The 25,748-nt window shown below is 68.5% G+C and carries 27 protein-coding genes; 12 read left to right on the forward strand and 15 right to left on the reverse strand.

What is annotated here, in order from left to right; genetic code table 11:
* Nucleotides 1–22: 22 nt before the first annotated feature.
* Together CPH63_RS20350 and CPH63_RS20355 are read right to left on the reverse strand one after the other, a co-directional pair.
* Nucleotides 23–415 carry a hypothetical protein gene (locus CPH63_RS20350; RefSeq protein ID WP_096304576.1) on the reverse strand — a complete coding sequence of 131 codons (393 nt, stop codon included), beginning with the start codon at nucleotides 413–415 and terminating at the stop codon, nucleotides 23–25.
* Between the two features lie 239 nt (nucleotides 416–654).
* Nucleotides 655–1,071, reverse strand: coding sequence for an SHOCT domain-containing protein (locus tag CPH63_RS20355; protein ID WP_197704470.1), 417 nt, complete (start codon nucleotides 1,069–1,071; stop codon nucleotides 655–657).
* Between the two features lie 147 nt (nucleotides 1,072–1,218).
* Between CPH63_RS20355 and CPH63_RS20360 the strand changes: the two genes are divergently transcribed.
* Nucleotides 1,219–2,418, forward strand: coding sequence for a PP2C family protein-serine/threonine phosphatase (locus tag CPH63_RS20360; protein WP_197704471.1), 1,200 nt, complete (start codon nucleotides 1,219–1,221; stop codon nucleotides 2,416–2,418).
* Nucleotides 2,419–2,465: 47 nt separating this feature from the next.
* Here CPH63_RS20360 and CPH63_RS20365 read toward each other — a convergent pair whose 3' ends face one another.
* From CPH63_RS20365 to CPH63_RS20385, 5 genes are read right to left on the reverse strand one after another with little or no spacing between them, the layout of a single operon-like run.
* The gene (locus CPH63_RS20365; protein ID WP_096305317.1) at nucleotides 2,466–3,197 is read right to left on the reverse strand and encodes a dihydrofolate reductase family protein; all 732 of its coding nucleotides are present in this window, start codon (nucleotides 3,195–3,197) and stop codon (nucleotides 2,466–2,468) included.
* A complete protein-coding gene (locus CPH63_RS20370) occupies nucleotides 3,190–4,218 on the reverse strand; it encodes a lysylphosphatidylglycerol synthase transmembrane domain-containing protein (protein WP_096304578.1) in 1,029 nt (342 codons plus the stop codon). The genes CPH63_RS20365 and CPH63_RS20370 overlap by 8 nt, the downstream gene beginning before the upstream one ends.
* Before the next feature lie 14 nt (nucleotides 4,219–4,232).
* Entirely contained in the window at nucleotides 4,233–5,351 is a 1,119-nt protein-coding gene (locus CPH63_RS20375; RefSeq protein WP_096304579.1) for a glycosyltransferase family 4 protein, read from the reverse strand.
* On the reverse strand, nucleotides 5,348–5,746 hold the full coding sequence (locus CPH63_RS20380; RefSeq protein WP_096304580.1) for a 6-carboxytetrahydropterin synthase: 399 nt from the start codon (nucleotides 5,744–5,746) through the stop codon (nucleotides 5,348–5,350). Before CPH63_RS20380 ends, CPH63_RS20375 begins: the two co-directional genes overlap by 4 nt.
* Nucleotides 5,746–6,738 (reverse strand): zinc-binding alcohol dehydrogenase, encoded by a 993-nt coding sequence (locus tag CPH63_RS20385; protein ID WP_096304581.1) that lies wholly within the window; start codon nucleotides 6,736–6,738, stop codon nucleotides 5,746–5,748. The genes CPH63_RS20380 and CPH63_RS20385 overlap by 1 nt, the downstream gene beginning before the upstream one ends.
* 101 nt (nucleotides 6,739–6,839) lie before the next feature.
* Between CPH63_RS20385 and CPH63_RS22865 the strand changes: the two genes are divergently transcribed.
* Entirely contained in the window at nucleotides 6,840–7,601 is a 762-nt protein-coding gene (locus CPH63_RS22865; protein ID WP_197704472.1) for a CDP-alcohol phosphatidyltransferase family protein, read from the forward strand.
* Nucleotides 7,594–9,336 (forward strand): hypothetical protein, encoded by a 1,743-nt coding sequence (locus CPH63_RS20390; protein WP_197704473.1) that lies wholly within the window; start codon nucleotides 7,594–7,596, stop codon nucleotides 9,334–9,336. The genes CPH63_RS22865 and CPH63_RS20390 overlap by 8 nt, the downstream gene beginning before the upstream one ends.
* Nucleotides 9,337–9,634: 298 nt before the next feature.
* Here the strand turns inward: CPH63_RS20390 and CPH63_RS20395 are convergent, their stop codons facing one another.
* The 3 genes from CPH63_RS20395 to CPH63_RS20405 all read right to left on the reverse strand — a co-directional run bounded on the left by CPH63_RS20395 (nucleotide 9,635) and on the right by CPH63_RS20405 (nucleotide 12,326).
* A complete protein-coding gene (locus CPH63_RS20395; RefSeq protein WP_096304582.1) occupies nucleotides 9,635–10,831 on the reverse strand; it encodes a DUF6596 domain-containing protein in 1,197 nt (398 codons plus the stop codon).
* On the reverse strand, nucleotides 10,780–11,187 hold the full coding sequence (locus CPH63_RS20400) for a YciI family protein (RefSeq protein ID WP_096304583.1): 408 nt from the start codon (nucleotides 11,185–11,187) through the stop codon (nucleotides 10,780–10,782). Before CPH63_RS20400 ends, CPH63_RS20395 begins: the two co-directional genes overlap by 52 nt.
* A 116-nt stretch (nucleotides 11,188–11,303) precedes the next feature.
* On the reverse strand, nucleotides 11,304–12,326 hold the full coding sequence (locus CPH63_RS20405) for an LLM class flavin-dependent oxidoreductase (RefSeq protein WP_096305318.1): 1,023 nt from the start codon (nucleotides 12,324–12,326) through the stop codon (nucleotides 11,304–11,306).
* A 151-nt stretch (nucleotides 12,327–12,477) separates the two neighbouring features.
* On the opposite strand from CPH63_RS20405, the gene CPH63_RS20410 reads away from it, so the two are divergent.
* From CPH63_RS20410 to CPH63_RS20420, 3 genes are read left to right on the forward strand one after another with little or no spacing between them, the layout of a single operon-like run.
* Nucleotides 12,478–13,557: an acyl-CoA/acyl-ACP dehydrogenase gene (locus CPH63_RS20410; RefSeq protein WP_157749680.1), complete on the forward strand. Its 1,080-nt coding sequence runs from the start codon at nucleotides 12,478–12,480 to the stop codon at nucleotides 13,555–13,557.
* Nucleotides 13,554–14,900, forward strand: coding sequence for a PIG-L family deacetylase (locus CPH63_RS20415; protein ID WP_096304585.1), 1,347 nt, complete (start codon nucleotides 13,554–13,556; stop codon nucleotides 14,898–14,900). Before CPH63_RS20410 ends, CPH63_RS20415 begins: the two co-directional genes overlap by 4 nt.
* Nucleotides 14,897–15,616 (forward strand): glycosyltransferase family 2 protein, encoded by a 720-nt coding sequence (locus CPH63_RS20420; RefSeq protein ID WP_157749681.1) that lies wholly within the window; start codon nucleotides 14,897–14,899, stop codon nucleotides 15,614–15,616. The genes CPH63_RS20415 and CPH63_RS20420 overlap by 4 nt, the downstream gene beginning before the upstream one ends.
* On the opposite strand, the gene CPH63_RS20425 is transcribed toward CPH63_RS20420, so the two are convergent.
* Nucleotides 15,617–16,624, reverse strand: coding sequence for a DNA topoisomerase IB (locus CPH63_RS20425; RefSeq protein WP_096304587.1), 1,008 nt, complete (start codon nucleotides 16,622–16,624; stop codon nucleotides 15,617–15,619).
* A gap of 21 nt (nucleotides 16,625–16,645) precedes the next feature.
* Nucleotides 16,646–16,804, reverse strand: a complete 159-nt coding sequence (locus CPH63_RS20430; protein WP_096304588.1) for a hydrophobic protein — start codon at nucleotides 16,802–16,804, stop codon at nucleotides 16,646–16,648.
* A gap of 191 nt (nucleotides 16,805–16,995) precedes the next feature.
* Between CPH63_RS20430 and CPH63_RS20435 the strand changes: the two genes are divergently transcribed.
* From CPH63_RS20435 to CPH63_RS20450, 4 genes are all read left to right on the forward strand, one after another.
* Complete coding sequence (locus tag CPH63_RS20435; RefSeq protein ID WP_096304589.1) at nucleotides 16,996–17,412, forward strand: phage holin family protein; 417 nt, start codon at nucleotides 16,996–16,998, stop codon at nucleotides 17,410–17,412.
* The gene (locus CPH63_RS20440) at nucleotides 17,409–17,663 is read left to right on the forward strand and encodes a DUF3618 domain-containing protein (RefSeq protein WP_096304590.1); all 255 of its coding nucleotides are present in this window, start codon (nucleotides 17,409–17,411) and stop codon (nucleotides 17,661–17,663) included. The genes CPH63_RS20435 and CPH63_RS20440 overlap by 4 nt, the downstream gene beginning before the upstream one ends.
* Nucleotides 17,660–17,917 carry a DUF4235 domain-containing protein gene (locus tag CPH63_RS20445; RefSeq protein ID WP_096304591.1) on the forward strand — a complete coding sequence of 86 codons (258 nt, stop codon included), beginning with the start codon at nucleotides 17,660–17,662 and terminating at the stop codon, nucleotides 17,915–17,917. Before CPH63_RS20440 ends, CPH63_RS20445 begins: the two co-directional genes overlap by 4 nt.
* Before the next feature lie 122 nt (nucleotides 17,918–18,039).
* Nucleotides 18,040–19,494, forward strand: a complete 1,455-nt coding sequence (locus CPH63_RS20450; protein WP_206745599.1) for a trehalose-6-phosphate synthase — start codon at nucleotides 18,040–18,042, stop codon at nucleotides 19,492–19,494.
* Here the strand turns inward: CPH63_RS20450 and otsB are convergent.
* The 3 genes from otsB to CPH63_RS20465 are packed head-to-tail and all read right to left on the reverse strand — an operon-like array spanning nucleotide 19,471 to nucleotide 22,854.
* On the reverse strand, nucleotides 19,471–20,319 hold the full coding sequence (gene otsB / locus CPH63_RS20455; RefSeq protein WP_096304592.1) for a trehalose-phosphatase: 849 nt from the start codon (nucleotides 20,317–20,319) through the stop codon (nucleotides 19,471–19,473). The two genes, CPH63_RS20450 and otsB, sit on opposite strands and share 24 nt — an antisense overlap.
* Complete coding sequence (locus CPH63_RS20460; protein ID WP_096304593.1) at nucleotides 20,300–21,352, reverse strand: NADPH:quinone reductase; 1,053 nt, start codon at nucleotides 21,350–21,352, stop codon at nucleotides 20,300–20,302. The genes otsB and CPH63_RS20460 overlap by 20 nt, the downstream gene beginning before the upstream one ends.
* 32 nt (nucleotides 21,353–21,384) lie before the next feature.
* On the reverse strand, nucleotides 21,385–22,854 hold the full coding sequence (locus CPH63_RS20465; RefSeq protein ID WP_096304594.1) for a CYTH and CHAD domain-containing protein: 1,470 nt from the start codon (nucleotides 22,852–22,854) through the stop codon (nucleotides 21,385–21,387).
* A gap of 282 nt (nucleotides 22,855–23,136) precedes the next feature.
* Between CPH63_RS20465 and CPH63_RS20470 the strand changes: the two genes are divergently transcribed.
* Nucleotides 23,137–23,724, forward strand: coding sequence for an acetate uptake transporter family protein (locus CPH63_RS20470; RefSeq protein WP_096305320.1), 588 nt, complete (start codon nucleotides 23,137–23,139; stop codon nucleotides 23,722–23,724).
* A 15-nt stretch (nucleotides 23,725–23,739) separates the two neighbouring features.
* On the forward strand, nucleotides 23,740–25,713 hold the full coding sequence (gene acs, locus CPH63_RS20475) for an acetate--CoA ligase (protein ID WP_096304595.1): 1,974 nt from the start codon (nucleotides 23,740–23,742) through the stop codon (nucleotides 25,711–25,713).
* Nucleotides 25,714–25,748 lie beyond the last annotated feature (35 nt).

A 25,748-nucleotide genomic window follows, 5' to 3' on the forward strand; every position in this document is an offset into this window, starting at 1 on the left:
GCGCTGCCTTAACGAACCTTCGTCACTCGGCAATCTCTTTACCGTGGGCGGCCAGCGCCCAGATGACGACGACGCTGAGAGCGATGATGAGGATGGCCCAGACCGGGTAGTACGGCAGCCACAGGAAGTTCGTGATCGCGATGGCGGCGGCGAAGATGACGCCGAGGATCCGCGCCCACAGGAAACCGCTGAGCAAGCCGATTCCGGCGGCCAGCGTGAGCAGGCCGAGAACCAGGTGGATCCAGCCCCAGGTTGCTACGTTGACCTTGTAGACGTAGTCCGGGCTGATCACGTAGTAATGCTGGCGAATAATTGCGGCCAGGCCCTGCAAGATGTCAAAACCGCCAAGGACCATCATCGTGATGGCGGCAAACAGCGTCAGGCCGACCGCAGTATTGCTTCTGGTTGTGGTCATCGTTTCTCCCTCTTGCGAATGCGCCGCCACTGTCATGGCCGACCGCTGCTGCTATTTCCTTCTACCGCGATATTTCGTTTGGCCGATCAGCTCGGCCCACCCATGAAGTGAAATCCGACGCCGGCCTTGCCCGGTCATCCTCGAAGCATGAAATCGAGGGGGACCACTGACCGGGCAGGCACGGCGTCGTCAATTGCGTCCGACTAGCCAATCGGGACCGACTAGTCAATCGGGACCGACTAGGAGAGCGCCTTGGCCTTAGCCTGCTGGAACTCGGCGTCGGTGAGCACGCCCTGCTTGCGGAGGTCATCCAGCCGTGCGATCTCCTCAGCTGCTCCCGGGGTGTCCTTACTGACCGTCTGGACGTACTGGCGGAACTGGGCCTCGCGCTGCTGGGCGTCCGCCTGGGCGTGAGCACCCATCTTCGAGCCGCGAGCGATCAGGTAGACGAAGACACCCAGGTACGGAAGGACGATGATGAAGATCGTCCACAGGGCCTTGCTCCAGCCCCCGAGGTCCGGACTCCGGAAGATGTCGCCGAAGACCACGATCAGCATCCAGATCCAAATGAAGAAGAGGAAGAACCACAGCATGGACCAGAAGACCTGTCCGGTGCCGAAGTCGCTTGCTTCGATCAGTTGATGCGCTTTGATCATTTGGTAGTGCCTCTCGAGTAGGTTATTCGTGTTGATAGTTGCTCCCCTGGGGCGGGCGGCCATCATCCGTACCGGATGAACTGTCGGCGGCGGCGGTGGTTGAGGGCTCACTCAGTCCGACGGCGGCCCGCGTGGTTAAATCTGCAAGTGGAGGAGGTTCAGGAAGCGGATTTTCAGCGGGACGTGCTCTCCCTCGTGGACACCTCCCTCGACGCGCTCGACGTCGATGACCTGCTGACCCATCTCCTGGAGCGAGTACGCGGCATCCTCGACGCTGACACCGCCGCCGTGCTGATGCGGGCCGACGGCGCGGACGTGCTGATCGCCCGGGCCGCCTGTGGCCTGGAGGAGGAGGTCCGCCAGGGCGTGCGGATCCCGATCGGTACAGGCTTTGCCGGGGTGATCGCCGCCACCGGGCAGCCGCTGCTGCTGGAACGAATCGACGCCACCACCGTCCACAACCCGATCCTGTGGGAGAAGGGCATCCAGATGATGCTCGGCGTTCCGCTGCTCAGCGGGGACGAAGTGCTCGGCGTGATCCACGTCGGCCGCCTTGAGGACCGGACCTTCACCGAAGCCGACACCCAACTTCTCGAAGTTGTGGCCGCCCGCGTCACCACCGCCGTCCAGGCCCGACAGCTGGCCATCGAGACGGCGGCCGCGCGCCTGCTGGAGCGCAGCCTGCAGCCCGCTGAACTGCCACGAATCCCGGGCCTGGAGTTCGCCGCCCGCTACGTACCGGCTGAGGGGCGCGCCGTCGGCGGCGACTGGTACGACGCCTTCATATCCCCCTCGGGTCAGCTCTGGCTGGTCACCGGTGATGTCGCCGGCCACGGGCTCAATGCCGCCGTCGTGATGGGCCGGATGAAGAGTGCCTTCCGCTCCTTCACCCTCGTCAACGACGACCCGGCCGAAGTCCTGACCCTCACCGATCGCAAGTTGCAGCACTTCGAGCCCGGCGCGATGCTGACCATCGTCTGTGCCGCGCTGCGACCGCCCTACGACGAGATCCGTATCAGCTCGGCCGGACACCTGCCACCGGTCATCCTGCAGCGCGGCCAAGCGGCCGAGCTTGCCCCGATCGCGGTCGGGCCCCCGCTGGGCGTCAGACTGGCCACCCGCCGACTGACGACGACCCATGAGTTCCCGCCCGGATCAGAACTGGTCCTCTATACCGACGGCCTCATCGAACGGCGCGACGAGCCGATTGACGAGGGTCTGCTACGACTTCGCCGCGCCATGGTCGATGCCCATCCGGAGGCGCTCTGCCAGCAACTGATGCACCATCTCGTCGGCGGCGCGCCTCTGCAGGACGACACAGCGCTGCTAGTCGTTCGCCGCCGCTAGTCGGCCGATAGTCGGCTGCCCAGCTTCGCCCGGGCTTCCAAAACCACTTAGCGCTTACCCGCCATCACCGCCGCCGGCCGACTCGCCGCGGCCGCCCGCGCTGACAGTGCGTACCGAAGCAGCACCACGTCACCGATCTGACGGACCTCGAGCAGGTTCGCACGATCGGTCTCGTTCCACCGGAAATGCCCGTCGTTGACGAAGCGGCGGGCCCGGGAATCGCCGACGAACAGCGGCGCCACGACCAGCTGCAACTCATCGGCCAGGGCGGCGGCGAGAAACTGCGTGAGGATGGTCCCGCCCCCCTCGACCATCAGCCGCGTTACTCCACGGCTCAGGAGATCCGCGCTGACCGCGCGCAGGTCCACATCCGGTCCGCAGCCGCCGTCGACGACGGTGGCGACCGATCCGAACCGGTCGCGAGCCTGGCCGAGCACCGCACGCGGGCAGTAGACGAGCTTCTCGACATCGCCGCAGGTGAAGAAGTTCGAGGCGGGGTCGAGTTCGGCGCTGCGGGTGAGCGTGACCTTCAGCGGCGACGCGGAGAGGCCGCGGGCAACCCGCTCGGCGCGCCGGGCCGGCGACCGGACGAGGAGCCGGCAATTGTCGTTTCGGACCGTCGTCGCCCCGACGAGAATCGCATCGGAGCGCGCACGGACCTCATCGACGCGGTCCAGATCGGCCTCATTGGAGAGGGTCAGCCGCTTGACGGTGGCCGAATCGAGGTACCCGTCAATGGATACCCCGCAGCTGAGAAGGATGTAGGGACGCTCAGTCACGATCGGCCCCTGCCAGTGCCGGAACACTCCGCGGCCGACGAACGGGCCGACGAATCGGCGGACGGACCGTCGGTGCGGCGGACCGACGCTGGTCGCGATGCACAGCCCCGGCGATCAGCACGACTGCGCCGGGGAGGGTGGCGACGAAGGCCATCGCCCCATACGCGGTGGCGGTTGCGATTCCGTGCTCGACTCCCAGCCCAGCCGCACCGAAGACCCACGCGGTGGCCCCCTCCCGCGGACCCCAGCCACCGATGCTGAGGGGAATCGACATAGCCAGCAGGGCCAGCATCGTGAGCGGAAGCAGCCGCTGCGCCGCGACGTCGGTGCCGGTGAGCCGGGCCGCGAGGATGAAGATGGCGGCGTGCCCGGCGACGACCACGACTGATGAGACGGCGACCGTGGGCCACGCCCGCCGGTCGAGCAGACTCCGTCGGACGTCTGCTCCGATCAGCTGCCGCAGCCGCGCCAGACGCAGTGAACGGCCGGCGGGTAGCCGGCGAACGGCGAGCGACACGACCGCCGCACCGGCCAGGGCCAAGGCCAGGACGAGCGCGAGGAGCAACGGCATCCGTGAGCGAACCGGTGACGCCAACGCAAGGAGGATGACCATCGCGAGCCCCGTCTGCACCACCTGCCCGGCCGTCCGGTCCAGCGCAACCGCACGCAGCCCGCGCCCGACGTCATCGACGTCGCGCCCATGGCGCACACCGCGGTGGAGATCGCCCAGCACACCTCCGGGGAGCGCGCTGTTGAGAAACTGCGACCGGTAGTACGCCGCAACGGCCCGACGCAGCGGCAGCGGCGAACCCAGCGCGGTGGCAATCACCCGCCACCGCCAGGCCGAGGCGAGCGTCGTCACGGCCGTGACGGCGACGGCAGCGAGCAGCGCGCCGCCGCTGAGCGCGCTCAGGCCGTCGAGAAAGGGGCCCCTCCCGATCCGCCAGCCGAGGCCCACGAGGATGGCGGCGCCGATGACCGGACGCCACCAGGTAGATCTTGCGGCGGCTCTGGGATCCATCGCGCTCAGCCTCCCTAACGCTGTCCTACAGACATACGACCACGCGAGCGAACCGGTTCAACCGGGTGCGAGCCGATCTCGGTGAGTACCTGTGCCATCACGGCGGCGGTCTCCTCCCAGCGGGCCAGCGTCGGGCGCACCTGCCGGGCCAGCCCGCGCAGCGAAGCGCGCAACCGGCCGTCGCTCAGCCAGCGCCGCAGCGCCGCGCTGAGGGCTGCCGGGTCCTGCGCCGGTACGAGCAGCCCCGGCCGGCCACCGGCCCGGGTCAGCCCCATCGCCTCGGGGATTCCACCAACGGATGAGGCGATCACCGGGATGCCCCGGGCCAGCGCCTCGCTGATCACCATGCCGTAGGCCTCGAACCTCGACGCGACGACGAGCACGTCTGCGCGGTCATAGAGCCGATCCAGCTCGGCGCCCACCCTCGGGCCGAGAAGGCTCAGCCGATCTTCGATCCCACTCGCAGCACTCTGCGCCATCAGTTTCCGGACGAAGTCCGGTTCGCAGTCCAGCATCCCGACGCAGTCACACCGCCAGTGTTGGTCCGGCAGCTGCGACAACGCAGTGAGCAGCACGTCCTGCCCCTTGTGCGCGGCGACCGTACCCACGCAGAGCAGCCGGCTTCCGTCGCGACTGCCCGGCGCGAGCCCAGCTGCATCGACACCGGGCGGTACCACGAAGACTCGTCTCGGGCCGAGCGGGTAGAGCTCGAGAAGGCGGTCACGGGTCCAGCGGCTGGTCGTCACCACGGCGTGGGTAGCCGCCAACGCGGCGCCCTCGCCCCGGCGAGCGGCGGGGAGATGGCCAGCCGGTGAAGCGAGGCCGAGTGGCATATGCATCATGACGACGATCCGCAGCCGCCGCGCGTGGGGCTGCAACAGCGCGGGGACGGCGGAGGCGATCAGCCCGTCGATGAGGATGGCGGCACCGTCAGGCATGGCGGCGAGGATTGAGCGCAGTTCAGCCATTGCGGCCGGTTCTGGAACCGGCCAGTTCCCGGCGAGGGCGTGCAGGCGCACGTCCCACCCCGCGGCGACCAGCCCGTCGCGGAGCCGGCGGTGGTAGACGTTGCCGCCAGTGGGACGGGCCGGGTCGTCGATTCCGTCCACGACCACCAGCTCGACGCTGGTCACAGCGGTCGCTCGTAGGTCGCCCAGGCGACGTGCGACTCGTGCAGCGTCACGCAGAGACCGACCAGGCCCCGAGCCGCTGCTCCGAACTCCCCGGCCTGGATGCGGTCGGCCATACGGTCGGCGATCACCTTGGCCAGCATCTCCGTCGAGGTGTTGACTCCGGCGAACTCCGGTTCGTCGTCGAGGTTGCGGTAGCTGAGCTGCGCGAGAATGCGGTGCAGCTCCTCAGCCGCCCGTCCGATGTCGACCACGATGCCGTCGGCGTCGAGATCGGGGCGGCGCAGCGTCGCATCGACGATGTACGTCGCACCGTGCAGGCGCTGGGCCGGACCGAAGACTTCACCCCGGAAACTATGGGCGATCATGATGTGGTCGCGGACGGTCACGCTGAACATCAGGCGGGCTCGGCTTCGTCGAGTACGTCGTAGCTCACGCTGTGGCAGAGGCCGGGCGTGGCGGCCAGCTCGGGCAGCACCACGGGGAGCTGCTCAAAGGGCGACGACCCGTCCAGCAGCGCGTCGAAGGCGTCGTCGGCCAGCAGCTCGAGGGCGAGACCGAGGCGGTCGCGCAGCGAGCGGGTGGCTCGCCGAGCCGCCGCGACCGCACCCACCTGGCTGGCCCGGATACCGAGGCGCCGGGAGTGGAAGGCCTCGCCGAGAGACAGCGTGACGTCGGTGTCGCCGTACCAGCTGAGGTCGATCACCTCCGCGTCCGCCGCGAGCAGGCCCAGTGCCAGTTGCAGGCCGGCGGCGGTGGCGCTGGTGTGGAACACCAGATCCTGCTCCCCCGCGGCCTCGGTCGGCAGAGCGAACTCCACCCCCAGCTGCGTGGCCGTCTTGGCCCGCGCCGCCTCCACGTCGATGAGGGTCACCCGGGTGCCGGGGACCCGGGCCAACAGTCGGGCGACGCTGCAGCCGACCATGCCCGCGCCGACCACCGAGACCCGGTCGCCCAACCGTGGCGGCGCGTCCCAGAGCGCGTTGACCGCGGTCTCCACCGTTCCGGCCAGCACCGCCCGCTCGGGCGGGACACCGTCGGGAAGCGGAATGACCGACCGGGACGGGACCACGTATGCGGTCTGGTGCGGGTAGAGGCAGAACACGCTCCGGCCGAGCAGCTCGGGCGCCCCGCCGGTGACGACTCCGACGTTGAGGTAGCCGTACTTGACCGGTCCGCGGAAGTCACCGTCCTGGAACGGCGCGCGCATGGTCGTGTGTTGGCTGGTCGGCACCCGGCCACGAAAGACGAGGGATTCGGTGCCCCGGCTGATCGCTGATCGCACGGTCTGCACGAGCACGTCATCCGGGCCAGGCTCGGGAAGCGGCACGGAACGAATCTCGCCGACTCCCGGGGCGGTGATCCAGAACGCGCGAGCGGTACGCGTCATCGGCCCCAGCCTCCTTCGGAAGTGAACCGAGCCGAAGTGAACCGAGCGACGGCACACTCCGTATCAACGGTATACACCACTAATACGGAGGTGCGGCCGCAATGGTTCGAGCAGCCCTGAGCTTCGGTTTCACCGCGGATCTCGTGGTGCTGACCGGGGTGGCCATGACCGTCGGGTTGGCGCCGGCGGGCTGGCTCACCGGACTCATCGTCGGGCTCGCGGTAAACCTGCTGCTCGTGCGGGGGCTGGCGCGGGCCGGCCGGCGGGTCGGGCCGGCCGATCAGGTGACGCTGCTACGGGCGGCACTGGTCGGGGGCGTGGCCGCGCTGACGGTCGACTCGTTCCTGGCACCGGTGTCGATCCCCGTCCGCGCCGCCGCCGCCCCGGTCCCTGTCCCGGTCAGCGTGCTCGTCGTACTGGCTTCGATCGCCCTCGCGCTGGACGCGGTCGATGGTCCGGTCGCGCGGGGCACCGGCACGATGTCCGCCGTCGGCGCCCGTTTCGACATGGAGACCGACGCGCTCCTGATCCTGGTCCTGAGCTGCTACGACGCCCGCCTCTTCGGCTGGTGGGTGTTGACGATCGGGCTGCTGCGCTACGCCTTCGTGGCGGCTGGAGTGGCCTGGGCCTGGCTGCGAGCCCCGTCCCCGCCCCGCCACTGGTGCAAGGTCGTCGCCGCCGTCCAGGGCATCGTGCTCACCGCGGTCGCGCCCGCACTGCTCCCCTCAGCCGTCGCTGTGGGCTTGATCCTGATCTCGTTGGCGTTGCTGACGGAGTCGTTCGGTCGAGAAGTGCTCTGGCTGGGCCGGCACCGCGGCGTGACGCAGCCGCCGATCCTGGTCGGAGCCGGGGTCAATGCCTGACGACAGCAGGACTAGGCCTTCCGAGCGAGCCGAACGCTCGGGGCGAGCCGAACGCTCGGGGCCAGCCGAACGCTCGGGGCGGTGGGCGGTCCTCGTTGCCCGGGCGCTGACCGTGGCCGCATTCCTGACCGTGTGGTTCGCCCTGATCCTGCCCGACCGGCTCGAGCAGATCACCACCGCCGCGGCGCTGCAGATCCCGGTCGAGGGGCTCGTCCTGGTCGCCCTCGCAGTGCTCCTTCCAGCCCGCGGCCGACGGGTCATCTCGGTCGTCGCCGGTGCGCTGCTCGGTCTGCTGGTCGTCGTCAAGGTTCTCGACATCGGCTTCTATACCGAGCTCGATCGTCCATTCAATCCGGTCATCGACTGGAGCAGCATCGGCCCGGCCATCGGCGTAGTGCGGGACTCCGTCGGAGCCACTCGGGCCGACGCGGCGGTCATCCTAGCCGTGCTGCTCTTGATCGCCGTCGTGGCGCTGGTGACGCTGTCGGTGATACGGCTGGCTACGGTCACCGCCCGGCACCCCAGACCGGCGGCCCGGGTGGCCGCGGCGTTCGCCGGAGTCTGGATACTCTGCACCGCCTTCAACGTCAGTCTCGTCTCCGGAGTGCCGGTCGCCGCGCACAGCGTGAGCCGGCTGGCCGTGGACCAGGTACGGGATGCCGGTTCGGCGGTGCAGGATCAACAGCGGTTCGAATCCCTGCTCCGATCCCACGACGAATTCAGCTCAGTGCCCGGAGCATCGCTGCTCACCGGGCTGCAGGGCAAGGACGTGATCTTTGCCTTTGTCGAGAGTTACGGGCAGGTCGCCGTTCAAGGGAGCACATTCTCACCGGCCATCGACGACCTTCTCCGCTCCGGCAACACGCAATTGAGCTCCGCCGGATTCTCGTCGCGGAGCGCATTCCTGACGTCGCCGACCTTCGGTGGCATCAGTTGGCTGGCCCATTCAACGCTGCAGTCGGGGTTATGGATCAACAACCAGCAGCGCTACAACCAACTCGTCGACAGTGATCGTCTCACCCTCGCCACTGCCTTCAAACGCTCCGGTTGGCGGACGGTGGGTGACGTGCCGTCGAACGGCGGTGACTGGCCTCAGGGCAAGTCGTTCTATCACTACGACCAGCTCTACGACGAACGCAACGTCGGCTACGCCGGACCGAAGTTCTCCTACGCGTCAATGCCTGATCAGTACACGCTGTCGGCGTTGCAGCGGCTGGAGCTAAAGCCGGGGCATACGCCGGTGATGGCTGAGATCGATCTGGTCTCCTCGCACACGCCGTGGACGCCGCTGCCCCGCCTGGTCGGGTGGAGCGCCGTCGGTGACGGCTCGATCTACGACGGAATGCCAGCCCATGGCTTGGCCCCCAGCACCGTCTGGCCGAACGCGGGCCGGGTGCAGAAGGCCTACGGCGAGTCGGTGCAGTACTCGCTCAATGCCTTGATCTCCTGGGTCACTCAGCTGCACGACGACAATCTCGTGCTCGTCATGCTCGGCGACCACCAGCCGGCGACGATCGTGAGTGGCCCCGGAGCCAACCACGAGGTGCCGATCTCGATCATCGCGCACGACCCCAGCGTCCTGGCTCGGATCTCGTCCTGGGGTTGGCAGGACGGTCTGCTGCCCTCGCCGCAGGCTGTGGTGTGGCCGATGGACGCGTTTCGGAACCGGTTTCTCAACGCCTATGGAGCACAACCGGTTGGCCCTACGACCAATGCGGCGACCGGTCAGCATTGAGGCCGACTAGCTCCGCCGAGGCCTAGGCCGCTCGATAGGTCTGCACTGGAGCCGGTTCCGCTGACGTCGTCAGCTTCGACCGGTCGAGCTGGTTGACCCGAATTCGATTCGGATTCGCTACCGGCACCGAGCGCCGCATCGACAGATCAAGCTTCTTTCGCATCGCGCACCACCAGATCCTCAGGGGTCAGCTACGCACTCAGCTTGGTCGGCCACGATTGCCAGGTCATTTCAGACTCGAGAACTCTCGGCGACAGCCGGTCGTCCCGCCCACCCCGTATCGCTTGACCAACGGCGTTCACCGTCGATGCTGGTTCAGTCGGGCGGCCTGGCGGGTCTGGTGATCACGTTCGGCCAGGTTCGGCGCGTTGTGAGCCGCTTCGGCGTAGAGGTGGGCCGCCAGCTCCAGATCACCATTCTTTTCATGCAGATACGCCGCAACCGCCGCCCGTCGTGGCACGCCTTCGGCAACGCCGGCCAGTGCCGCCAACCCGGCCGGGGCACCGTCGGCTTCGCCGATCGCGACCGCTCGATTGAGCCGGACGACCGGGGTGTCGGCGAATCGCAGCAACTCGTCGTACCACTCCACGATCTGCACCCAGTCGGTCTCCTCGACCCGCGGCGCGTCGGCATGCAGGGCGGCGATCGCCGCCTGCGCCTGATACTCCCCGAGTTGATCGCGGGCGAGTGCCGCCTGGGTGATGGCGATTCCCTCGGTGATCAGAGCGGTGTCCCATTGGCTGCGATCCTGATCGGCCAGCGGCACGATGCTGCCGTCGGCGGTGCTACGGCTGCTGCGGCGAGCCTGGTGCAGCAGCATCAGCGCGAGCAGTCCGTGCGCCTCAGGGGCGTCGGCCAGCGCCGACAACTGGCGGGTGAGGCGGATCGCTTCGGCGGCCAGGTCGACATCGCCGGAGTAACCCTCATTGAAGACGAGGTACAGCACCCGCATGACTGTGCCCACGTTGCCGGGATGCTCGACGCCGGCCCGGCTGACGACGCGCTTGGCTCGACTGATCCGCTGAGCCATGGTCGGTTCCGGCACGAGGTACGCGCGCGCGATCTGACCGGTGGTGAGACCGCCGACCGCGCGCAGGGTCAACGCCACCGCTGAGGACGGCGTCAGGTCGGGGTGGGCGCAGAGGAAGTAGAGCTGGAGCGTGTCGTCGACATTCGGGATCGCGCCCGGCGGCGGTTCGGTGTCGAAGCGCAGCTCGCGGTGACGACGCGAGGCCTCCGAACGGGCGAGGTCGAGGAAGATTCGCCAGGCGACCGTGATGAGCCAACCGGTGCGGTCGGCCGGCGTCTCCTCCGCCCAGGCCGACAGGGCCCGGATCAGCGCCTCCTGCACGGCGTCCTCGGCCGTCGCGAAGTCAGCTCCGCGACGGACGAGGACGTTCAGCACCTGCGGAACGAGCTCACGAGGTTCGACCTCGTTCGCGGTCACTCGGTGACGGTGGGCGGCGCGGTCAGAAACGGGCGAACCTCCAACCATTCGTGGATCGGCCGCCCGCCGGCCCCGGGGGCGGCGGAGAGTTCACCGGCGAGCTCGACGGCTCGCTCGTGGCTGTCGACGTCGATCACATACCAGCCGGCGATCAGATCCTTCGTCTCGGCGAACGGACCGTCGGTGACCGGCGGCCGACCCTCACCGTCATAGCGCACCCAGGCGCCGACCGGAGCCAGCGCCTGCCCGTCGACGAACTCGCCGTTGCGCTCCAGGCGAGCGGCGAAGTCGTTCATGAACCCCATGTGGGCCCCCACCTCGTCGGGCGTCCACTGATCCATCGGCACACCGTTGACTGGTGCCGGCGCGCCCCGGTAATGCTTGAGCAGCAGATATTTGGCCATGGATTTCTCCTCGCGTGACGTCGGCCCCGTCGGCCGAATGCCCCCTGGGACGGAGCCGGCGGAGCATTCTCGACATCCCTCACGGAAAAGTTTTGCACGAATTTCGAAGCCTGAACCTAGCCGTTGCTCGGCCGCCAGCCGAGAGCCGGACCGAGCCGCGTGGAGATGTCGGTGAGGATCTGGACGTAGTCGTCATGAGCGAAGCTGAACGGCAGCGCGAACGCGACCTCATCGATCTCCCGGAACGCCGGGTTGGCGTAGAGCCGCTCGGCGATCTGCTCCGACGAACCCACAAGATCGACGGCGAACATCATCCGTCCCGGACCCTGCGGCGCGGTGGTACGCGGCGTGCGTGACTGCACGTAGGCCTCGTAACGCGCTCGCTGTTCGGCCGTCGCCCCGTCGGTCGGGATGACGACCAACCCCTGCGAGACACGCGCGGCGGCGCCGTCGGGGTGCCGTTCCCGAAACGCCCGCACATGTGAGAGCTGGATCTCGGCGAAGTTCTCGGACTGCTCGGCCCGGACCACACTGCTGGTCAGGAAGTTCATACCGTGCTCGCCCGCCCACTGAGCGGAACGCAGGCTCGCTCCTCCGTACCAGAGCCGTCGAGCCAGCCCCGGCGAATGCGGCTCAACCCGCTCGGAGAACTCCTCGATGCCCTCGGTGCCACGGAAGGCGCTCGCGGCCTCGCCGCGGACGAACCGCAGCAGTCGCTCGACCCGGGCGTAGCTGAAGTCCTCGGCGTCGGCGGTATCGGGATACAGCGCCGGCCGGACATCATCCCAACGCATCGGCGGACCAACGCTGAGGCCCGGGTTCAACCGGCCGCCGGAGAGAAGGTCGACGGTAGCGAGATCCTCGGCCAGCCGAAGTGGGTTCTCCCAGCCCAGCGGGATGACCGCCGTGCCGAGCTCGATCCGAGACGTCCGCTGCGTCGCCGCCGCCAGCACCGCCACCGGCGAGGAGATGCCGTACTGCAGATGCCGATGCCGCACCCAGGCACTGTCGAAGCCGAGCTGCTCACCGAGCTCGATGATCGCCAACGTCGACTCGTGACCGCGCGCCGGGTCGTCGCGGTCGAAGAGGCCGATGGTCAGAAACCCGAGTTTGCGCAGCGGGGCGGAGGGGTCAGGCATGACCACGATGCTGCCATCACCACTCGCCGACACCACCCCGAGCCCACCGCCGGCCACCCGAGGCCACCGCACGCCACGGTCGCCGGTTAGTACCTCGGGATTCGTGGGGACGCTGAGAAGACCCCGGAAAACAGCCAGACCAGGAGAACCTATGAGCTCAATGTCGAGCCGCGCCGCCCGACCGAGATTTACCACCGTCGACAATCTTGACACCCGTCCGGCGCCCGGCTGGGCCACCGCGATGGCTCTGGAGGCGCAGTCGGCCGGCGAATCCGTCTCCACCGCCCTCGCCATCTGCGAGAAGTTCGGCGCCGATCTCCCGGTGCCGGGATACGGCCAGACGGCGATGCGCTGGAAGCTCCTCGCCATCGCCGGTGAGGCCAACCTGACAGTGGCCCGGGTCTTGGAGGCGCACACGGACGCGCTGGCGATTCTCAACGAAGCGGGCCAGACCGGCCAGCTCCCCACCGCCGACGTTGCGGGGTGGGGAGTGTTTGCCGCCGAGGCACCGGGGCAGGAGCTGTCGGCCGCGTCGGGGCCGGACGGCTGGACGCTGACCGGCACCAAGCCATGGTGCTCACTCGGCGGTTCCCTCGGCCGCGCGCTGGTCACCGCCCGGGTCGCGGACACAACCGAGCCCGACGTTCGGCAGTTGTTCGCCGCCCCGCTGCAGCACCCAACCGTGCGGGCCGAACCGGCGGCGGTGTGGGTCTCGCGGGGGCTGCGCACTGTCACCAGCGGCCCAGTGCACTTCAGCGCCACCCCGGCGACGCCGATCGGCGCGCCCGGCTGGTACCTGCGGCGACCCGGCTTCGCGTGGGGCGGCATCGGCGTCGCCGCCTGCTGGTTCGGCGGGGCGCTGGGCCTGGCCGAGACGCTACGCCGCCGGGTCGCCGATCGGCGCGACGAGCTCTCCCGGCTGAGCCTCGGTTCGGTGGAGGTGGCCCTGCACATGGCCGCCGCGACGCTGAGTCAGGCGGCCCAGCTCGTCGACGACGGGGCCGCCGATGGGGCCGCGGGCGTTCTGCTCGCCCTTCGGGTGCGCGCAGCAGTGGCCCAGGCCGTCGAGCTGACTCTGACCCAGACCGCGCATACCCTCGGCCCGGCGCCACTGGCCTTCGACGAGGAGCACGCGCGACGGGTGGCCGATCTGGAGATCTACGTGCGACAACACCATGCTGAACGGGACTTAGCGAGCCTGGGGCAGCTGCTGCTCACGGAGCCGGCATGACCACGACCTTCACCCACCTCGATCTCGGTACACCCGAGGAGCAGTGGGATTCAGACTTCACCCTGGCCGCGGCACCGCCGGCCGTCCTGCCCGCCGGCTGCACCAAGCTAGTCGTATTAGCCGCCCATCCGGATGACGAGACTCTCGGCGCCGGAGGACTCATCTCCGTCGCCGCGGCTAGTGGGCTGCGGGTCGAGGTGGTGATCGCCACCGACGGCGAGGCGTCACACCCGCGATCCACGAGCCACTCCGCGCACCGGCTGGCGCAACTGCGGCGGGCCGAGGCGGCCGCCGCGCTGCGCTGCCTGGCCCCGACCGCCAGCATCAGCTTCCTCGGCCTGCCCGACGGCGCCCTCGAAGCGGAGTTGCCGACACTGCGAAGCTGCCTGCGCGACCGCATCGGCGCCGACGTCCTGGTCGTCACGCCGTGGTCGGGCGACCGCCACCCCGACCACGCCGCCTGCGCGAGGGCGGTGCGCGACCTGCGGGCGGCCAGGCCCACAATCATGCAGTGGCAGTACCCGATCTGGGCCTGGCATTGGGCGCAGAGCGCAGCCGAGTTTCCCGGCCCGGCGATGCGCCGCCTCGACCTTCCCGAGCTGGCCCAGCGCCGCAAGACGGCGGCCATCGGGGAGTTCCGCACCCAGAACGAACCGCTCTCCGCACGGCCGGGCGACGAGCCCGTCCTCTCGCCGCAGATGCTCGCCCACTTCCGGCGACCGTACGAGATCTACATCGTCGATCCCTCCGACGCCGGTCTGGATGTCAGCTACTTCGACGAGCTGTATGCCGAGGACGACGACCCGTGGGGCCTGCAGGACCGGTTTTACGAGCAGCGCAAGCGAGATCTACTGATCGCCTCGCTGCCCCGTCGCCGATTCCGGCGCGCCTTTGAGCCGGGCTGCGCGATCGGCCTGCTCACCGAACGGCTGGCGCAGCGCTGCGACAGCGTGACGGCCTGGGACTTCGCCCGACGTGCCCTCGATCTGGCTGCGGAAAACCTGGACGAACACCCGAACGTCGAACTAGCCCAGGGCACCGTCCCGGATCAGTGGCCGGAGGGCGAATTCGATCTCATCGTGCTCAGCGAGGTCGGCTACTACTGCCTCGATCTGGACGTGCTCGCCGCCCGGGTTCGCGCGTCCCTGAGCGCGGACGGCGTGCTGCTCGCCTGCCATTGGCGACACCCGGCCGCCGATCACCCACACACCGCCGAGGCCGTCCACGCCGCGGTCGGTCGTGGGATGCACCCCCTGCTGTGCCACACCGAGGCTGACTTCCGGCTCGAGGTCTGGTCGGCGACACCGGCCTCGGTGGCCCAAGCCGAAGGGATCGTGCCGTGATCACCTCGGTCGGGGTGGTCGTGCCGGCGGCCAACGAGCAGGGGCACATCAGCGTCTGCCTGGCCGCGATCCTGGCCGCCCGCCGGCACGCGATCGAGGTCTCGTCCCGGCCGATCGCGGTCCGCGTCATCGTCGTCCTCGACTCCTGCGACGACGACACCGCCGCGCTGGTCAGCGCCCACCCGGAGATCGAGTCGATCTCCTGCGCGTTCGGAAACGTCGGCGCCAGCCGGGGGGCGGGCGTCGCCCACCTGCTCGCCACGACCGATTGGGGCATGGGCGGATCGCCCGAGCAGATCTGGGTCGCGAACACCGACGCCGACTCGGCGGTACCGAAGACGTGGCTCACCCAGATGCTGCGCCACGCCGACGATGGAGCCGATCTGGTGCTCGGAACGGTCATTCCGGACGGCCATCTGCTGGGAAGCGTCCGCCAACACTGGCTCCGACGGCACATGGCGATTGAGGAGCACCCGCACGTGCACGGGGCCAACTTCGGTATCCGGGGCTCGGCCTATGTCCGCCTCGGCGGCTGGCCTCTGCTCGCCACCGGCGAGGACGTCGAACTGGCGGCGCGGGCCGTCGAGTGCCGGTTGAGCCGGGTCGTGCGCACCGCTTCCCTGCCGGTGGTCACCAGTTCACGCAGCACCGGCCGAGCGCCCCTGGGATTCGCTCATTACCTGGGACGACTGGCCGTGGAGGTCGCCGGCACCTGATCAGGTCTTCAGCAACCGGCGCACTGCCCGCTCCAGCCTCTCCTGCCGCTGCGGGTCTCGCTCTCCCAGTTTCTCGATGCGAGGCAGGGACGCCGCGATGGTCTGACCGTCGGCGTAGAGGTCGATCAGGCGCGGATCGACGTAGGCCGATCGCGCGACCGCGGGCGTGTTTCCCAGATGATCGGCAACGTCGCGCATCGCCGAGGCGATTGCGCGCTTGCGCTTGGTCGGGGTATCCGCTGGCGTCTGCCGGGCCAACGCGACGGCCGCGTACACCGTGCCGTGCCAGGTCCGGAAGTCCTTGGCCGTCATCTCGTCCCCGAGCAGTTCCTTCAGGTATTCATTGACGTCCGGGGCCTCTAGCGGTTGCCAGCCCTTCGACGCCTGATAGGCCAGCAGCGGCGCCGTGCGGCGTCGATGCCGGGTCATCGTGCGGACAGCGGCCAGCGCCGCCGGATCGGTGATCTCGATGTGCTGGGAGATGCCCGACTTCGCCGCGAACTCGAAGACAATCGTGGCGCCGTGTCGCTGGACGTGCCGAATCTCCAGTGTTGTCAGGCCGTAGGAGCCGTTGCTCGTCACATAGCTATCGCTGCCGATGCGGAAGTATCCGAGGTCGAGCAGCCGGAAAGCGGCGGCCAGGGCCCGTTCTCGCGGCATGCCCTGGCCGGTGAGCGAGGCGGCGACCTCGAGGCGGGCGGCCGGGAGACGGGCGGCAACCTTCAAGACCCGGTCGTGCTTGGCGGCATCACGCCGCACCCGCCACTGCGGGTGGTAGATGTACTGTCGGCGCCTTCGTGCGTCGGTTCCGATGGCCTGAATGTGCCCATTGGGCTGGGCACAGATCCAGACGTCCGCCCACGCCGGCGGGATGACCAGCGCCTTGACGCGCTGGACCTCTTCGGCCCTCAGGGCGGAGCCGTCCGCGTCGAAGTACCGGAATCCACGGCCTGATCTTCGCCGCGACCAGCCCGGTTCGGTCGGTGAGACAGTGCGCAGCCGGGTCATCTGGCCGACACCGCCGGACCTCTAGCGTCCGTACCAACGCCCGCTGTCGGCTCCGCGGAACAGGAATCCGACGAGCCAGACCACCGCCAGGATCACCGCCAGCACCCAGAGCAGATGGAGTGCGAAGCCGCCCAGACCGAGCAGGATTACCAGCAGCAGGACAAGCAGAATCAACGCCATGATGTCGACCTCCGGGCAGACGCCACCACCGTTGGTGACGCTTGACTTAGCAATTACCCGAAGTCCGCGGCAATGAAACACCATCGATGACTGTCGTTGGGATAGGGGATGCGGGCAGGCGGGTACACCGAGGGCAGAACGCACCGGAAGAACGCAACCGGACCCCCTGCCGTTTCGCGAGGAGCAAACCCATGACCACGCAATTTCCCGCAAGTAGCGACCAGACGAATGCCTCGACCGGCGAACTCGTCTCCCGGATCACCGAGCAGATGACGACGTTGGTGCGCGACGAGTTCAAGCTCGCGCAGTTGGAGATGAACAGCAAGGCCAAGCGGGTCGGCCTCGGCACCGGGCTCTTCGGTGGCGCCGGGGTGGTCGCCTGGTTCGGCCTGGGAGCCCTGGTCGCCGCGGCGATTCTCGGGCTCTCCAACGCGGTGAGTCCGTGGCTGGCCGCGGTGATCGTCGGCGCCGTCCTGCTGGTCGTCGCGGGCCTGCTCGCCCTCTCCGGCAAGCGCGAGATCGCGCAGGCCACCCCACCATTGCCGGAGCAGGCGATAAGCGGTGTCGAAACCGACGTCGCCATCGTGAAGGAGGCTGTTCACCGATGACCGATGACGAGTTGACCACCCTCACCGAGGAGATCGATCGCACCCGGGCTGATCTTGCCGCGTCCGTGACGCAACTGAGCGAGAAGTTCGACGTGAAAGCTCAGGTCTCCTCCCGATTCCATCGGGCCACCCAGTCGGCGGCCCCGGCCATCGAGCTGGCCCGCCGTAATCGCACCGTGCTGCTGGCCGGCGCCGCGGCGCTGCTCGCCGTGACGCTGATCGCTCGCCGCGACCGGGGAGGGAAGGCATGACGTTTCTCTACAAGCCGCTGGGCCTGCTCATCGGAATCCTCAGCGGAATGATCGCCACCGCCGCGTTCGAGCGGGTGTGGCGGCTCGCCTCGGGTGGTCAGCAGAAGCCGGACGCGACCGACCCGAACAGCACCTGGACCGAGATCGCCCTCGCCGCGGCGCTGCAGGGCGCCATCTTCGCCGGCGTCAAGGCCATCACCAACCGCGCTGGGGCCAAAGGGTATGAGAAGGCGACCGGAACCTGGCCGGCATGAGAGCTGGCACCCGTTTCTGGCACCCGTTTCCAGCTCCAATTTCCGGCTCCGATTTCCGGCTCCAATTTCCGGGGCCAAATGTCAGCACGGCAGAGCATGATGAAGCTGGAGGTTGAGTCGCTGTGACTAAGGCCAGTTTGGTGGTGGCCTCGAACCGGGGCCCGGTATCGATATCGGTTGGGTCCGACGGTGAGGAAGAGACCGTCCGCGGCGGTGGCGGCCTGGTGAGCGGCATGCAGGTCGCCCTCGACTCGGCGGGAGATGCCGTCTGGGTCTGCGCGTCGATGACCGATCGGGAGCGCTCGGTGGCGCGCCGCTCCGCGGGACGGCCGCTGGAGTTCTCCGCTGGTGACGCGGGCGGCGGCGACTTCGACGTGGTGATGATTCCGATCGATGGTGTGACCTTCCGGCAGGCCTACAACGGCATCGCCAACGCGACCCTCTGGTTTGTGCTGCACATGCTCTTCGAACCGACGCGGCGCCCGCTCTTCGACGCTGCCTGGCGCCGCCAGTGGGCGGCCTACCAGCGGTACAACCAGAGCTTCGCCGACGCGGTGGACCGGCTGGCCGAATCCGGTGCCACGGTGATGGTGCAGGACTACCACCTCTTCCTGCTGCCCGCCTTGCTGCGGGAGCGGCGGCCGGATCTGAAGATCGGGTTCTTCACCCACACGCCTTGGGTCTCCCCGGACTACTTCGGCCTGCTTCCCGACGACGTCGCCCACGACATCCTCTCCGGCATGCTCGGCGCCGATGTCGTCGGCTTTCACACCTGGCGCTGGGCCGAACAGTTCCAGCAGTGCTGCCAGGCCGTCTTCGGCAAGGTCCCCGACGACCAACTGAAGGTGTACGGGCTGACCGCGGATCTCGACGAAATGAACAGCCGCGGCCAGCAGGCCGATGTGCGGAGCGCGGCCCGGGAACTGCGTGAGGAGATCGGTGACCGGTTGGTGATCGGACGGGTCGACCGCGCTGAGCTGTCCAAGAACGTGTATCGCGGGCTGCTGGCCTACCGGGAGCTGCTGCACCGGTGGCCGCACTGGCAGGGTCGCGTGGTCCATGCGGTCTTCGACAACCCGTCGCGCGAGGATATCCCCGAGTATCGCGAATACACCGCGGCGGTCGAGCGGCTCGGACGGGAGATCGACGAGGAGTTCGGAACCGACGACTGGACGCCGCTGCTGCTCACCATCGAGCAGGACTACCCCAGCGCCTTGGCCGCGCTGACGCTGACCGATGTCGTCTTCATCAACTCCGTCCGCGACGGCATGAACCTGGTGGCCTTCGAGGCGGTGCTGCTCTCGGAGCGGGATCCGGTGATGGTGCTCTCCCGGGAGACCGGCGCCGCGGACGTCCTGGGCGCTGATGCGATCCTGGTGAATCCCTACGACGTGGGGCAGACCGCGGAGGCGCTGAATCAGGCCCTCGTCACGGCGCTGGGCGACCGCGAGGGGTCCGACGACTCGGCCGCCCGCCGCACGGCACGATTGCGGGAGGCCGCGACCCAGCTGCCTCCGGCGAAGTGGTTCGACGAGCAGCTCCGCCAGGTACGGTCAGCCGCCGAGCAGACCTCGTAACAAGCTCAGCAACCCCGCTGGCCCATCCACCACCGCGTCAACCCTACTGTCGTCGGCCGGCATCCAGGTGACCTCAGTCGAGCCCACCCCGACCGCCCAGGCCCGTCGGCCCGCTTCGCGCAGCTGCTGCACCACCGCGAAGGCCGGCAGGTCGCCGACATCGTCTCCGGCGTACAGCAGTTGCCGATCGGAGGCGTCACCGAACGCGTCGACGAACTCGCGGAGTGCGCGTCCCTTGTCGAAGCCGGCCAGGCGCAGTTCCAGTACTTGCCGCCCGGCGTGCACCTCAAGCCCCCCCTCGCTGCTCAGCGACTGGGCCAGTTTCTCGACCGAGGGGCGCAGGGCGTCGATCGCCGCATCGGGTTCGTCGACACCGCGGGCGTGCACGACCAGCGACAACCCCTTGTCCTCAATCCACAGCTCGGACGAGACGGCCCGGACCAGCTCGGGGAGGGCGGAGCGGGCACGGGTGAGTTCCGGCGGCGGAGGCGTCGTGGCCAGCCGGCCGCCGCGCCACACCTGCGCGCCGTAGAGTCCGGCGACGGCGAGCCCCGGGAGGTCGGCCAACCCGCTGAGGTCCAGCACCGTCTCGGCGTCCCGGCCGGTGATGATCGCGACCGACGCGCCCCGCGCCACGAGCAACCGCAGCACCTGGTCGGCACCGTCGATCAACCGTGCGTCGGCCGGGCGGCTGACGATGGGGGCCAGCGTCCCGTCGAAGTCCAGTGCGATCAGAGTCCTGGGCAGATTCGGGCGAACCTCGCTCACCACCAGGGCGGCGCGGTCGGCGGTGGCCGGCCGGAGCTCAGCTGGATTCGACGACATCGATGAGGACCTTCCCGGTGACCGAGTCCTGCACGGCCTGGTGAGCCGCGGCGGTGTCGGCCAGCGAGAAGTGGTGCAGCGGCGCCCCGACGGACTCGCCGACCGCCACCGCGCCGTCCAGGATTGCCGCGGAGATGTCGTCGATCGCCTGGCCCTTGGCCCGCGCGGGCGCAGTGTAGACCAGCACGAACTGCCACCTTGCATTGGGGGCCATCAGGGGCCGAATGGGGAGGGTGAACTCGTCGCCGCCGTTGTTGGCATAGATGGCGACCGACCCCAGCGGCGCGACCACCGCCGCATCGATCTCGGCGTTGGCGGCGGCCGAGACCTCGACGATTGTGTCGACACCGCGGGGGCTGATCCGGCCCACCTCGGTGATCACGTCCTGCTGGCGGTAGTTGATGACGTGATCGGCGCCGGCCGCCGCGGCCAGTTGCGCCTTGGCCGGGCTGCTGACGGTGGCGAGCACGGTCGCGTCCGACCAGCGGGCGAGCTGGATCGCGGCGTTACCCACCGCGCCGGCACCCCCGGCGACGAGGACAACCCGGCCGGCCATGGTGCCGGGACCGAGCCGCCGCGGCCCCTCCTCGGTGACGGTCAGGCAGCGATGCGCGGTGATGAACGGGATGCCGAGACTGGCGCCGAGGTCGAAGGAGGCCGAGTCGGGGAGCATCACCAACTGCCGAGCCGGCACGATCGCGAACTGCTGCGCCGTTCCCTCGCTGCGCTTGTAGGCCGCCTCCCAGATCCAGACCCGGAGTCCGAGCAGGGCCACCTCGACACCGGCACCGACGGCGTCGACGACACCGGCTCCGTCCTGGTTGGGCACCTGGGCCGGCGTCACCGGCCGCGAATCGGCTCCACCCTGCCGGGCCTTCCAGTCGGTCGGATTGACGCCGGAGCGGTGCACCCTGACTCGAACCTCTCCGGGGCCGGGAGCGAGTAGCGGTTTCTCCACCAATTGCAGGACATCCGGGCCACCGGTGCGCTCGTAGACGACGGCGGTGGCCGCTGCCGGATCTGGCTTCTGCATGGGTCTCTCCTATTCGCTTGCCGGACGCGCGGTCAGGAACCCCCGCCGCGCAGCGATCGTCTGACCGCTCGCTGGGTCTCGTCCGCACGCTGCCAGAGCAGTCCGAAGGTGAAGCCGTTCTCGTCGGCCCGTCCGGCCGTCGCGGTGGCCCAGGTGCGTAGCAGTTGCTTCGCGACGACGGCGTCCTGGAAATTCCCGAGCGTCTCCTGAAGCCGCTTGAACTGGCGAACCCGGCGTTTGGCGCCGGCGGGGGCGGCGGCCTCGTAGGCGTAACGGGCCCGCTTGGCCGACTTCCGGGCCCGGTGCAGGGCGGCGTCGTCGTCGGGCGAGCGCAGCGCGGCCCGCAGCCGCCGGTCGAACTTCCGGTCGGCCTTCTCGACCAGCTTCTGGACCTGCTTGCGCCTTCGGCCCTTGATCGTCAGCTGCCGCTCGACCAGCTCCTGGACGGAATCGAGGAGGGCGAAGTAACGGGTGCTCTCCATCGCGCTGCGGAGCCTCGTGAACCCGTCACGCTCCAGCTCGTCCAGCCCCATCGAGATTCTCGCCGCGACCGGTCCGAGCTCCAGCTCAATCGGGACGTCGGCGAGGGCGTGCCGAAAGTGCTCGCGCATGACCTGCACGTCGCGCACCTCGCCCAGCAGTGCCGCGTACCAGGCCACCTCGGCGTCCAGGGCCGGGTCGACGTCAACCAGGACCGGGGCGAAGACCCGCAATGTGCTGCGGATTCGACGGCACGCGACGCGGGTCGGGTGGACCGCGTTCCTCTCGGCTCGCAGATCGAGATCACCGGCGACCAGGTCACGGTACTGCTGGGCGAGGTAGCCGGTGATCGGGTCGGTTGCCGGTTGCGGTGCGATGCCTTGCTGTATGACGGCTGGCGGTGCGGCATCGCCGTCGGCGCCCAATGCTCGGGCCAACTTGGAGGACCCGAGCCGAGGCGTGGCCCCGGCCCGTTCCAGCGCCTTACCGACGCGACGCAGCAGCTTCTCCGGTCGGTGCTTCAGTTCCACCTCGACTTCACGCCAGGCCCGGATCTCGGCTGAATCGCCGATCGCCGTGGAGTGAACCGTGTCGTCGGCCAGCTCCAGCAACAGGATGCCGAACTCGTCGTGAATGCTGTGCACGATCCGCTCGGTGCGCACGATCGCGATAGGTCGGAGCTCTCGCCCGCGCTGGAGACCGGCCAGCAGGCCGGTGATCGCAGCGGGCGGCGTCACGTCCTCATCGTGCGCAGTGTGCAGCGGTTCGGTGATCTCGATGCGGCTTCCGGTCCGGCTGGCTAGCTTGGCCTGCCAGCCGGTGTCCGTGTCGCCGGTGCGGCGGCGCAGGGAGACATCCGCCTCGAGCAGGTCGCGGCGCGGTGTGTCGAAGTAGGTGCTGGAGAGATGGACCCGCTCGGTTCGTAGCGTCGCCCGAGCCGGCAATACCGCACCCAGGTCGGGTATTGCGAAGCCGACCGGCACGTCCCATTTCTCTTCGCGCTCAATATTGCGGTTACTCACCTCTGCTTCATACCAGACGCCGCACCGCCTTAACTCCGATCTCGCATCATCAAGTCACCGCGACCACCGCGTGGGGAATTCCGGCGTATGCGGAATATTGACTCCGAAAAGTTCGTGCTCAATGACGCAAATCGGAGTAAGACTGAAGGTATTGGGTGGCTCTAGCTGCCACACGCAGCCGGACACCCGTACCAGTCCAGACAAGTCCAGACAGGGGTGAACCAGATGTCTCAGACACATTCACACGCTGCGACGCCGATGGCCACGGAGTCACTCAATCCCATGACCAGCATGCCGGCCATGGCGCCGGCGATCGCCGATCCCGGGCCATTGGGGCTAGCGGGCTTCGCGATGACCACCTTCATGCTGAGCGTCTTCAACACGAACATGGTCTCAGCCACGCTTACCGCCGGCGTCCTCGGTGTTGCCCTCTTCTACGGCGGCGCAGTGCAGCTACTGGCCGGTATGTGGGAGTTCCGCAACGGCAACACATTCGGCGCGCTGGCCTTCAGCTCGTTCGGGGCCTTCTGGCTGGCCTACTGGTACTACGTCGACCACGTAGCCGCCAAGCTTCCGGTCACCGAAGTGCACAAGGCGACCGGGCTATTTCTACTGAGTTGGGCGATCTTCACCGCGTACATGACCATCGCCAGCCTGCGTACCACCGTGGCGATCGCGGCCGTCTTCGTCGCGCTGACCGTGACCTTCGTGCTGCTGACGATCGGCGCGTTCGGCGACCACCTGAGTATGACCAAGGCCGGTGGCTGGGCCGGACTCGTCACCGCGGCGCTGGCCTGGTACGCCTCCTTCGCCGGCGTCACGAACGCGACCTTCAAGCGCACGATCCTCCCAACCCATCCGCTGAGCTAGGCCGGCGAATCTGGCATGGCCGCTGAGGCTGAACTCTCCGCACTGCTCACCGAGAGCCGCCGCTTCCCGCCGCCGGCCGACTTCGCCCGCGACAGCAACGCCCAGCCGGAGATCTACGAGCGGGCCCACCTGGACCGGCTGAAGTTCTGGTCGGAGCAGGCGTCGCGCCTGAAGTGGGACGAGCCGTGGGATCAGGTGCTGGACTGGCAGGCGCCCTTCGCCCGCTGGTTCGTCGGCGGAAAGCTGAACGCGTCGGTGAACTGCGTAGACCGGCACGTCGAGGCCGGCAACGGCGAACGGATCGCCTACCACTGGATCGGAGAACCCGAGGGCGAGACTCGCGACATCAGTTACGCCCAACTGAAGGACATGGTGTGCCAGGCCGCCAATGCCCTCACCGAACTCGGCGTGGCCAAGGGCGACCGGGTCGCCATCTACATGCCGATGATCCCGGAGACGGTGGTGGCGATGCTCGCCTGTGCCCGCATCGGCGCGCCGCACACCGTTGTCTTCGCCGGGTTCTCCGCCGACGCACTACGCAATCGGATCATCGACTGCGACGCCCGGCTGGTCATCACCGCCGACGGCGGCTTCCGCCGTGGAACGGCGACCGCACTGAAGCCGGCCGTGGACAACGCAGTGGCCGGCCTCGACGGCGTCCGCAACGTGCTGGTGGTCCGCCGCACCGGTCAGCCGGTCGACTGGGACGACGCGCGGGACCGCTGGTGGCACGACGTCGTAGCTGGCCAGAGCACCGAACACACGGCGCCGGCGCACGACAGCGAACATCCGCTCTACGTCATGTACACGTCAGGAACCACCGCCAAACCAAAGGGGATTCTGCACACCACCGGCGGCTACCTGACGCACGTATCGGCGACCCACCGGTTGGTCTTCGACATCAAGCCGGAGAGCGACGTCTTCTGGACGGCGGCCGATATCGGCTGGGTCACCGGCCACAGCTACATCGTCTACGGGCCGCTGGCCAACGGCACCACCTCGGTGCTCTACGAGGGAACCCCGGACGCCGGTGGCCGTGACCGGTGGTGGCGCATCGTGGAGGAGAAGCAGGTCAGCATCCTGTACACTGCCCCGACCACGATCCGCACGTTCATGAAGTGGGGCGAGCAGTTCCCCGGCGCCCATGACCTGAGCTCGCTTCGGCTCCTCGGCTCGGTCGGTGAGCCGATCAATCCGGAGGCCTGGATCTGGTATCGCAAGCACATCGGCGGCGATCGCTGCCCGGTGGTCGACACTTGGTGGCAGACCGAGACCGGCGGCATCATGATCACGCCGCTGCCCGGTATCACCGCGACCAAACCCGGTTCAGCGATGACCGCCTTCCCCGGCATCAGCGTGGACGTGCTCGACAACGGGGGCAAGCCGGTCGACAACGGGGGCGGCGGAGTGCTGGTCGTCACCGAACCGTGGCCAGGCATGCTGCGTGGCATCTGGGGCGACGACGAGCGCTATCGGCAGACCTACTGGTCGCGCTTCGACGAGCTGTACTTCGCCGGCGACGGAGCCAAGCGTGACGTCGACGGAGACATCTGGCTCCTCGGGCGGGTCGATGACGTGATGAACGTGTCCGGGCATCGGATCTCGACGACCGAGGTCGAGTCGGCGCTGGTGTCACACCCATCGGTCGCCGAGGCCGCCGTCGTCGGCGCCACTGACGCGATCACCGGGCAGGGCATCGTCGCCTTCGTCACCGTCAAGGGTGACGCGGCGCTCGACTCGAAGGCGGGCGAGCAGCTGATCGCCGACCTCCGCGAGCATGTCGCCGAGCAGATCGGCAAGATCGCCCGGCCCCGTCAGATCCTGTTGACTCCCGAGCTGCCGAAGACCCGTTCGGGCAAGATCATGCGCCGCCTGCTGCGCGATGTGGCCGAGCACCGCGAGCTCGGGGACGTGACGACGCTGGCCGATCCCACGGTCGTGAACATGATCGACGAGATGATGGCGACGACGACCCACCCGGAGGAGTGAAATCAGGTCAGGACAATCACAGCTAACCGCCGTAG

It is taken from the genome of Jatrophihabitans sp. GAS493 (assembly GCF_900230215.1).
In the GTDB taxonomy this organism is placed as follows: domain Bacteria; phylum Actinomycetota; class Actinomycetes; order Mycobacteriales; family Jatrophihabitantaceae; genus MT45.